The following is a 10,336-nucleotide window of genomic DNA, read 5'->3' on the forward strand; positions in this document are numbered from 1 at the left end:
GTATTCGAAATGGCGACGATATCCGACAAATTATTACACAAGAAATATACAATAAACCAGAAAGACATTATCTCGAAGAAGGTAACTTCAACAAAAGGGATATGAATACTATAGGAGGTTAATGTGGATTTAACTCATTTTAACGAAGATGGTTTGCCAAGAATGGTGGATGTATCTGAAAAGGAAACTACTAAAAGAGTTGCTGTGGCTCACAGTAGGATTTATATGAAAAAAGAAACTATGCAAAAAATCACAGAAAAATCCATCAAAAAAGGCGACGTTTTGAGTGTCGCACAAACCGCGGCGATAATGGCTGCGAAGAAAACGTCAGAAATTATTCCAATGTGCCACAATATTTTCATCACAGGAGTTGATGTTAAATTCGAATTGGCAGATGATTTTATAGATATTTTCGTTCAATCAAACACAGAATCAAAAACAGGAATTGAGATGGAAAGTTTGACTGCAGCAAGTGTAGCGGCTCTTACAATTTACGATATGTGCAAGGCAATTGATCGTTCAATGCGAATTACAAATGTGGAATTACTTCACAAAGAAGGCGGCAAAAGTGGCGTGTACAACAGAAGTGTCGACAGTGATGAAGCAGTTGTCATCGATGTGAATATTAGCGAGAAAAAAGGCACTGTGAAGACTCCTGTAGAATTTGCCGAATTAAAAGTGGATCACGGGTTGGTTGGAGATGCACACGCTGGAAATTGGCACAGACAAGTGTCACTTTTGGCAGAAGAATCCATCAATAAAATGCGCGAAATGGGTCTTGATTTGAAAGACGGGGATTTCGCAGAAAATATTACAACGAGAAACATTGAACTATTCACGCTTCCTGTCGGTCAAGTGTTGACGATTGGAGAATGTGTGCTTGAAGTGACACAAATCGGAAAAGAATGTCACAAAGGCTGTGCGATAAAACAAAAAGTAGGCAATTGTATTATGCCAACTGAAGGAATTTTCTGCAAAGTTTTAAAGGGTGGAATTATTAAGAAAAACGACAAAATCAAGCTTGTAGAATTAAATTAAGAGTTTGTGTTATAATATATTCGGAGTCTGGGGGTGCTTTATGCTGAGATCTTTATAGAAACCCTTAAACCTGCCCATGATAATGCATGCGAAGGGAAGAACTTAGAATGTTTTTTGCGGATACATGGATTATGTATCCGTTATTTTTTTCCAGATTCCAAATTATAAATAGGAGGAATTTATGGAATATACAACTCAATTAGACGCTGCAAAGAAGAAAATTATTACAAAAGAAATGAAGAGAGTAGCGGAAAAAGAAAATATAGACGTAGAAATTCTTAGAGAAAAAATCGAAAAAGGATACGTGGTTATTCCTGCGAACAAAAACCACAAATCATTAGATGCTCATGGAGTTGGCGAAGGTTTGAAGACTAAAATCAACGTTAACTTGGGTATTTCAAAAGATTGCTACAACATCGAAAAGGAAATGGAAAAAGTTAGAGTGGCAATCGACATGGATGCTGAAGCGATAATGGATTTGTCAAATTACGGTAAGACAAGAAAATTTAGAGAAGAACTTATCGATTATTCTCCTGCAATGATAGGCAGTGTTCCAATGTATGATTGCGTTGGAATGTTGGATAAGGAATTGAAGGATATCACTGAAGATGAATTCTTGGAAGTTGTGGAACAACACGCAAAAGACGGGGTGGATTTCATAACAATTCACGTGGGACTTACAAGAGACATCGCAGAACATTTGAAAACAACAGACAGAATTACTAAGATAGTATCTCGTGGTGGATCACTTCTATTCGCATGGATGATTGCAAATAACAAAGAAAACCCACTTGTAACAAGATATGACGATGTACTTGAAATTTGCGAAAAATATGACGTAACACTAAGCTTGGGAGATGCTTTAAGACCAGGTTGCATCAACGATGCTACAGATGATTTGCAAATTCAAGAATTGATTAATTTATCTAGAATGGCAAAAAGAGCCTACGAAAAAAATGTCCAAGTAATGATTGAAGGACCAGGCCATGTGCCAATCGATCAAATCGAAGCGAATATGAAAATCGAAAAAACAATCTGCAACAATGCACCATTCTACGTTTTAGGACCTTTGGTTACAGATATTGCACCGGGCTATGACCACATAACATCAGCAATCGGTGGAGCAATAGCAGCAAGTACAGGAGCTGATTTCTTGTGTTATGTAACTCCTGCAGAACATTTGAGACTTCCTAACTTGGAAGATATGAAAGAAGGAATCATTGCTACTAAAATTGCAGCTCACGCTGGAGATATAGCGAAGAAAATCCCTGGAGCAAAAGAAAGAGACGACGAAATGAGCAGAGCGCGTTTCAACTTGGATTGGGAAAAAATGTTCGAACTTGCAATTGACAGCGAAAAACCAAAAAAATACAGAAAAGAATCTCAACCGATTGAAGAAGATTCCTGCACAATGTGCGGTAAAATGTGTTCAATGAGAACTGTGAAGAAAGTTTTGAACGGCGAAGATGTCAATTTAATTTAGAAAAATTGATTAAAAAATAAATTTATTTTTAAAATATGAATTCAACCATCAAGAACATCTTGGTGGTTGTTTTTTGATTTGAACGAAACAAAAAAATATTCGAAAATTATTGACAATGGTTATTGATAGGCGTATAATTCTAATAGTATTAGGTAAAAGGTGATATTTATGAATGAAAAATTAGCAAAAGAAATTATAAGATGTGTGCACAGTGTTGGAAAGTGCCACCCTCACAAACAAATCAACGATTCTGTCAGAGGGGAAAACATGGCTTTGGGATTTATAAAATCGGAAGGCGGTTCAACTTATCCGAAAGAAATCGAACTTGCTATGGGAATTTCCAGCGCGAGAGTTGCAGCTATTATAAAAAAATTGGAACAACGCGAACTTGTAACAAGAACTGGCGATAAAATCGACAGGAGAAAAACTTTGGTAAGTTTAACTGAAAAAGGAGAAAATGTCGCCCAAGAAACAGAGGACAAAATAATGTATGCTCTGGATCAAATGTTTGATTCCTTGGGAGAAGAAGATTCTGAAAATTTCGTCAGAATAATCGACAAGCTTACTAAAAATTTGCCAAAGATTAGCAAAGACTGCGAAGAAAAATTTAAAGAAATGGATGATAGTTTTGATAAAAATAATTAGATATTTGAACAAAAAACAATGGATGCAAATACTTTTGAGTTTTGTGTTTATCATTGCTCAAGTGTATTTGGATTTGAAAATTCCGGACTATATGTCTAAGATTACGATGTATGTGGAAAGTCCGGGTCACACTGTAAGTGATATTATTGGCGAAGGAAAATGGATGCTTTTGTGTGCATTTGGTTCTCTGATTTCTGCAATTATCGTAGGATATTTGGCGTCGAAGGTTTCTGCGTCATTTTCCAAGGATTTGAGGTCCAGAATATTTTCCAAGGTGGAAAGTTTCTCTATGAAAGAAATCAACGAATTTTCCACAGCAAGTTTGATAACTAGATCTACGAATGATATTACTCAAATCCAAATGGTAATAGTGATAGGATTACAAATTTTGATAAAAGCGCCGATAATGGCTGTGTGGGCTATCACTAAAATCTACAACAAGGGATTTGAATGGACGATGGCGACAGCTGTTACTGTATTGTTTTTAATAGTTTTCGTGGCAATTCTTATGGTTTTGGTTATGCCGAAATTCAGAATAATGCAAACTTTGACAGATAATATCAACAGGATTTTGCGCGAAACTTTGACTGGACTTGCAGTTATCAGAGCGTATAATTCTGAGGAATTTAGAGAAGGAAAGTTTGACGAAGCAAATGTTGAATTGACCAATACTCAATTATTCACAAGTCGTGCGATGTCGACGCTTTTTCCTATGATTAATTTCGGTATGTCAATGTTGACACTTGCGATTTATTTTATAGGGGCAGGACTCATCAATGCTGCGAATATGATGGACAAATACGTGTTGTTCTCAAACATGGTTGTGTTCAGTTCGTATGCAATGCAAGTTATCATGTCATTTATGATGATGAGTATGATATTCATAATGATTCCAAGAGCGCAAATATCTGCAAATCGTATCAACGAAGTTTTGGATACAGAACTTTCAATTAAAGATGGAGATATTGATACATCAAACAAAGATTACGATTACGAAATAGAATTTGACAATGTATCTTTCAAATACACAGATTCTGAGCAATATATTTTAAAGGATATTGATTTTAAGGTGAAAAAAGGAGAAAAGGTAGCCATAATAGGTTCCACAGGATCTGGGAAAAGCACTATATTGAATTTGCTTTTGAGATTTTACGATGCAACTGAAGGCGTTGTAAAAATCCAAGGAATCGACATTAGAAAGTACAAGCTTAAATTTTTGTACGAAAAAATCGGCGCCGTCTTACAAAAATCATTCCTTTTCAAAGGAAATGTAAAATCTAACATTTCATTCTCAGAAGATGGTATGGATAACGAAAAGATCGAACAAGCGGCAGATACTTCACAATCTATGGAGTTTATTGACAAGTTTGACGAAAAATTTGACCACGAAATTGCCCAATTAGGTAAGAATGTATCTGGTGGACAAAAACAAAGATTGTCCATAGCCAGAGCAATCTACAAAAAGCCTGACATTTATTTGTTTGACGATAGTTTCTCGGCACTTGATTTCAAAACAGACAGCGAACTTAGACATCAACTTAAAGAAAAAAACCCCGATGCTACGACTATTATTGTCGCACAAAGGGTGGGTTCGATAATGGATTCTGATCAAATAATCGTCCTTGAAAATGGACAAATCGTAGGTATCGGTAAACACAAAGATTTATTGAAAAATTGTGAAGTGTACAGTGAAATAGCCTACTCGCAATTAACGGAGGAGGAATTAAATGCCTAGACAAACTGTAAATGAAAAACCGAAAAAATTCAAAAAAACATTAAAAGAAATGGCAGGGTATTTGAAGCCTTATTTCCCATTGATACTGATAGCGGTTGTGGCAAGCGTGATAGCGACAATTTTGCAAATAATTGGACCAGATAAGCTTAAACTAATCACAGATGAAATCACTAAAGGACTTCCTAAAATTGTCAAAGGAAAACCTGTTGTAACTGCGATTGACATGGATAGCGTAAAATCAATAACGTTGATGCTGTTGATATTTTACCTATCTTCACTTGTGTTGAACTTGTTGCAAAGATTCATCATGGCAGATGTTACACAAAAAATTTCCAAATCATTCAGAGAAGAGATAGCAAACAAAATCAATAGATTGCCATTTAGCTATTTTGACAACACAACTTTTGGAGATATTCTAAGTAGAGTAACAAACGACGTAGACACAATCAGCCAAAGCTTGAACCAATCTGTTGGAGCATTGTTGACAAGTATTGTAATGCTTATAGGAACTGTAGTGATGATGATTTATAATTCGGGAATCTTGACGATAACGACTATTTTGTCATCGCTTGTGGGATTTGTGTTCATTACAATAATAATGAAAAAATCACAAAAATACTTCAAAGAGCAACAACAAAACTTGGGTGATATAAACGGACAAATCGAAGAAGTGTACACTGGTCACAACGTCATCAAAGCTTACAACGCAGGAGCAAGAGCCGTAGGTGAATTTGAACAAACAAACACTAAACTTTACACTAGTGCATGGAAATCACAATTTTTGTCCGGACTTATGATGCCAATTATGCAATTTGCCGGAAACTTTTCATACGTAATGGTCTGCATAGTCGGTGGAGCATTGGCGATCAACGGCAAAATATCATTCGGGGTTATAGTAGCTTTTATGATTTACGTTAGACTATTCACAAATCCTTTATCAGATATCGCACAAAGCTTCAACACTTTGCAAAGAGCTGCAGCAGCAGGAGAAAGAGTATTCGAATTTTTGAATGAAGAAGAATTAGAAGAAGAAAACGTCACAGAAAAATTAGAAAAAGCAAAAGGCGAAGTTGAATTCAAAAACGTTAGATTTGGATATGATCCTGAAAAAATCATCATTAAGGACTTCAGCGTAAAAGTAAATCCAGGAGAAAAAATCGCCATCGTTGGTCCAACTGGAGCCGGTAAGACTACAATCGTAAATCTATTAATGAGATTTTACGAAATAAACGACGGACAAATATTGGTAGACGGAATTGATACGAAAAACTTATCCAGAGAGAATTTGAGAGACCAGTTCTGTATGGTGCTTCAAGATTCGTGGGTGTTCGAAGCAAGCGTCAGAGAAAACATAACATTCGGAGAAAAAGATATAACTGATGAAGAGTTGATTGACGTGTGCAAACGCGTGAATCTAGATCACTTTATCAGAACCCTTCCACAAGGATATGACACCATTTTAGACGACAAGCAATCATTGTCGCAAGGACAACTTCAACTACTCACAATCGCACGTGCAATGGTAAGTCATGCGCCAATGTTGATACTAGATGAAGCCACAAGTTCCGTGGATACAAGAACTGAAATAATCGTGCAAGATGCAATGGACGAACTTGCAAAAGGAAGAACTTCATTTGTAATCGCACACAGATTATCCACAATCAAAAATGCGGATTTGATACTTGTGATGAAAGATGGAGATATCGTAGAAAAAGGAAAACACGACGAATTATTGAAACGTGACGGATTCTACGCACAATTATACAACGCGCAATTTGAAAGAAAATAGAAAATTTGGAAATAGAGATTGGGATTAAATTTGTCCCAATCTTTTTTTGCGTCCAAATTTGATATAATAAAAAGATAAAGAGGTGATTAAATGAAATTAGAAATAATAGATATGATAGATGACGGAAGATGTGTCGCAAAACACGAAGGAAAAACTGTGTTCGTAGACGGAGGAAGTGTCGGAGAAATAATCGAAGCGAAAAAAATTAAAGAAAAAAAGAATTTGATATTTGCAACAAAAACAAAAACAATACAACAATCACCTTTTAAACAAGAGCCGCTTTGCCCACATTACTACGAATGTGACGGATGCAGCATGCAAGACATTACATACGAAAAAGAATTGGAAATCAAAAAAAATTCCGTACTCAACAAATTGCAACGAATCGCAAAGCTGGATGTAAAAGATGTCGACATACTCACAAATGCTGAGTATTATTACAGAAACAAAGTCGATTTGAAAGTGGAAAACGGACAACTTGGATATTACAACAGAAAAACACACAACCTAACACAAATATCCACTTGCAAAATAGCATCCACAGCAATCAATGAAATGATAAAGTGGTTAGAAAATCAAGATTTGAACGGCGTGTCGGAAATTAAAATCAGATCCAATTACAACGACGAAATCCAAATCTCCATTGATTATTTATCGGATGAAATGCTAGAAAATTTGAAATCTAAAGACAACATCGTAGAAATTTATTTGAAAAATAAAAACTTTGATTTGATTTATAGAAAAAAACAATTTGTCGATAAAATCGGGGATTTATCATTCATAATAAGCCCCAAATCATTCTTTCAAGTAAACAAATACAACACAAGTTTACTCTACGACACAGCAAAACAAATGATGAAAGCAGAAGAAAATGACAGAATATTGGATCTTTACTGCGGCATCGGAACCACAACAATGTATATAGGAAATTGCAACAACACAATCGGAGTTGAAGTCGTAAAAGATGCAGTAAAAGATGCCAACGAAAACAAAAAACTAAACAATCTGGAAAACATCCAGTTTATTGAAGAAAAATCAGAAAACGTCGTAGGAAAACTCACACAAGAACACTTCGATGTAATCCTCGTCGACCCACCACGAAAAGGAATGGACGAAAAAGTCGTCGACGCAATAATAAAATCCACCGCAAAAAAGCTCGTCTACATCTCATGCGACCCAGCAACACTCGCAAGAGACTTGAAGATGTTAACAGAAAACGGGTTTGAAGTCAGGGATGTCAAATTGGTGGATATGTTCGCCAAGACAATGCATGTGGAGAGTGTAGTATTGATGTCAAGAAAATGAGATAACAGGCTATAAAAATGTTGAAATCAATGGCTTTTAGGGTTTTAGAAGAAATCTTAAAAGCCATTTTTCTATTTGAAAAATACCTTGTGGGAACATTTCAAGTGTTGATTATTGCAGGGTGTGTAGACACTATGGATATTTTAGGTGGAGTGAACAGAATGGATAATATTAGGCTACTTATCATATAATAAAAATGATATACTAGTAATTAGGTTGAATTAAGGAGTTCAATATGAATAAAAAAATAAATCTGATATTACCTAAAAAACAATTCCAAATCCAGCGAGTAGGAATCTATGCGCGAGTCAGCACGACAGATAAAGACCAGTTAAATAGTTTGATGGCACAAATATCTGCTTTAACTAGACTTACATCACATTACTCTAATTGGAAACTTGTAGATATTTACATTGATATTGCATCAGGAAAAACTAAATCAAGTAGAAAAGAATTCTTAAGAATGCTTGAAGACATAAAGAAAGAAGACGTTAATATAATTGTTACAAAGAGCGTGAGTCGATTTGGTAGAGATACAGTAGATGCTTTAGAAGCATTAAAAGTAATTAAGCAAGCCAGTGCAAGGATTATCTTTGAACAAGAAAACTTAGATAGCCAAGAAGATGATACAGATATAATCATATCCATTATGGAATCTTTGGCACAATCAGAAAACGAACAGCGAAGTGAAAATATAAAATGGGGTCTAAAGCAAAGAGCAGCACAAGGCACATCAAAGCTTTATAACCGAAAGTGCTATGGCTATGATCATGATGAGAATTGAGAACTAATTATAAACTTCCAACAAGCAAAAGTAGTCAGGAAAATATTTAATTGGTACTTAGATGGGAAAAGTGTCATAGGCATTGTCAAAGAACTTGAAAAGGAAAAGATTAAATCCCCAAAAGGGAAAAACAAATGGCCAAAAAGAAGTATTGAGACCATGTTAGAAAATGAAAAGTATACAGGTTCTGTGAAACTCTTAGATTCAGTAAGTAAAGAAAATTATTACCTTCTAAAAGACAATCATGAAGCAATTATTACAGAGGAAGTATTTAATAAAGTTCAAGAAGAAAAATCAAGTAGGAGTAACCTTGATGAGGACAATGTTAGGAAGAGTAGAAAATATAGCTCTAGATTAAAGGAGGACAATAAAAATGTTTAAATTTACAGCTTTAGAATCTCTGCATAATAATATGAAACTAAATGACATGGAAAGAGTGGTTTTTCCATTTAGATATAATGAAAAAGGATTTAGTTGCATATTTATAACTGATATTTTACCTTACAGACTTTATTTATCAACGTTAGGAGACAAACCCATTACATTTGAGTTGAAAATAAACAATAAATATGAAACTTCAAGCTATATGGAAGATTATAATAAATTAATAGAATATTTAGAATTAAAATATGACCCGAATCATAAATTTAAACCAAATGACTTTTTTAGATCTTTAAATAATAATATTCCAGAAAATTGTAATAACACCCCAAACTATAAAGACGTAATTGTGATAGCAGCTTCACATAGAGAAATTGAAAAACCCAATAAAATATATTTTTGTGGTTGGAAAAACAATATAGTGAACAATGTAACAGATGGGAATTTGGAAAAAACGAGAAGTGCTTTTGGAGATGAACTAGCAGAACTTTGTAAGAAGAAAAATATCAGTTCACGATGGACTGCTATTGATAAAGACGAGGAAATTAATAAAATAAATGACATATACACAATGTAAAAATAGTCTAATCAAAATAATTGCTAGAGGAGATAATTATAATACAAAATGGCTATAAATTGCTATATTCTATTATAAAAAACAGATAGGATATAACCTAACTATCACATGTCGAGAGTGTCGTCTTGATGTCAAAAGTGGGCATAGCAAAGGCATAAAAACCTTTATTTCAAAGGCTTATTTAGGTTCTATCGTTAAATGCTCAGATTAGGTCCGAATATGACATTAATTTTTATCTTTGAATTTGACTTTGTGAGAACTGGTCTATTTGATAGGGTTGACACTAAGGTTTTGATGTCAGATAAAAGTGAACCCTACTGCAAGGGTGGGTTCACTTTTAATGCTAAGAATTACAAAGAACTACGATGTTCTAGTAATACGGTTAAGGGGATATACTAAAATATAAGATAAGCTAAGTTGCTGAAAGAAAGTTATTATTCTTTATAGTTTAGAGCTTGTGCTTTTATACTACATAGTACAAAGGCTTTTTTAGATATTAGAGACCAGCTATCAAATGTCAAGAGAAAATAAAAAATAATTTATCTTGAAATTTATGGCACGTTAAATAAGCCTAAAAATTAGGCTTAGAAAAATTAAAT

Annotated in this window: 10 protein-coding genes and 1 riboswitch; all 10 genes read left to right on the forward strand. The window is 34.5% G+C overall.

Going from position 1 to position 10,336, the window contains the following annotated elements:
• The first annotated feature begins 123 nt into the window (after positions 1 to 123).
• The 10 genes from KHW44_RS03090 to KHW44_RS03135 all read left to right on the forward strand — a co-directional run bounded on the left by KHW44_RS03090 (position 124) and on the right by KHW44_RS03135 (position 9,737).
• The gene (locus tag KHW44_RS03090) at positions 124 to 1,038 is read left to right on the forward strand and encodes a cyclic pyranopterin monophosphate synthase MoaC/MOSC-domain-containing protein (RefSeq protein ID WP_002836910.1); all 915 of its coding nucleotides are present in this window, start codon (positions 124 to 126) and stop codon (positions 1,036 to 1,038) included.
• A gap of 19 nt (positions 1,039 to 1,057) precedes the next feature.
• Positions 1,058 to 1,152: riboswitch (TPP riboswitch) on the forward strand.
• Between the two features lie 67 nt (positions 1,153 to 1,219).
• On the forward strand, positions 1,220 to 2,521 hold the full coding sequence (gene thiC, locus KHW44_RS03095; RefSeq protein WP_294685536.1) for a phosphomethylpyrimidine synthase ThiC: 1,302 nt from the start codon (positions 1,220 to 1,222) through the stop codon (positions 2,519 to 2,521).
• A 168-nt stretch (positions 2,522 to 2,689) separates the two neighbouring features.
• Positions 2,690 to 3,166: a MarR family winged helix-turn-helix transcriptional regulator gene (locus KHW44_RS03100; protein ID WP_304065867.1), complete on the forward strand. Its 477-nt coding sequence runs from the start codon at positions 2,690 to 2,692 to the stop codon at positions 3,164 to 3,166.
• A complete protein-coding gene (locus KHW44_RS03105; protein WP_304065870.1) occupies positions 3,141 to 4,901 on the forward strand; it encodes an ABC transporter ATP-binding protein in 1,761 nt (586 codons plus the stop codon). The genes KHW44_RS03100 and KHW44_RS03105 overlap by 26 nt, the downstream gene beginning before the upstream one ends.
• A complete protein-coding gene (locus tag KHW44_RS03110) occupies positions 4,894 to 6,690 on the forward strand; it encodes an ABC transporter ATP-binding protein (RefSeq protein ID WP_304065873.1) in 1,797 nt (598 codons plus the stop codon). Before KHW44_RS03105 ends, KHW44_RS03110 begins: the two co-directional genes overlap by 8 nt.
• A gap of 90 nt (positions 6,691 to 6,780) precedes the next feature.
• Entirely contained in the window at positions 6,781 to 7,995 is a 1,215-nt protein-coding gene (rlmD, locus tag KHW44_RS03115; RefSeq protein WP_304065876.1) for a 23S rRNA (uracil(1939)-C(5))-methyltransferase RlmD, read from the forward strand.
• 17 nt (positions 7,996 to 8,012) lie between these two features.
• Positions 8,013 to 8,186 carry a hypothetical protein gene (locus tag KHW44_RS03120; RefSeq protein WP_157058071.1) on the forward strand — a complete coding sequence of 58 codons (174 nt, stop codon included), beginning with the start codon at positions 8,013 to 8,015 and terminating at the stop codon, positions 8,184 to 8,186.
• A 44-nt stretch (positions 8,187 to 8,230) separates the two neighbouring features.
• Positions 8,231 to 8,779 (forward strand): recombinase family protein, encoded by a 549-nt coding sequence (locus tag KHW44_RS03125; protein WP_198145776.1) that lies wholly within the window; start codon positions 8,231 to 8,233, stop codon positions 8,777 to 8,779.
• A 9-nt stretch (positions 8,780 to 8,788) separates the two neighbouring features.
• Positions 8,789 to 9,160 (forward strand): recombinase family protein, encoded by a 372-nt coding sequence (locus KHW44_RS03130; RefSeq protein WP_269746050.1) that lies wholly within the window; start codon positions 8,789 to 8,791, stop codon positions 9,158 to 9,160.
• Positions 9,153 to 9,737 carry a DUF6037 family protein gene (locus KHW44_RS03135; RefSeq protein WP_066130589.1) on the forward strand — a complete coding sequence of 195 codons (585 nt, stop codon included), beginning with the start codon at positions 9,153 to 9,155 and terminating at the stop codon, positions 9,735 to 9,737. The genes KHW44_RS03130 and KHW44_RS03135 overlap by 8 nt, the downstream gene beginning before the upstream one ends.
• Positions 9,738 to 10,336 lie beyond the last annotated feature (599 nt).

The sequence above is a fragment of the Finegoldia magna genome (assembly GCF_018371055.1).
In the GTDB taxonomy this organism is placed as follows: Bacteria; Bacillota; Clostridia; order Tissierellales; family Peptoniphilaceae; genus Finegoldia; species Finegoldia magna_I.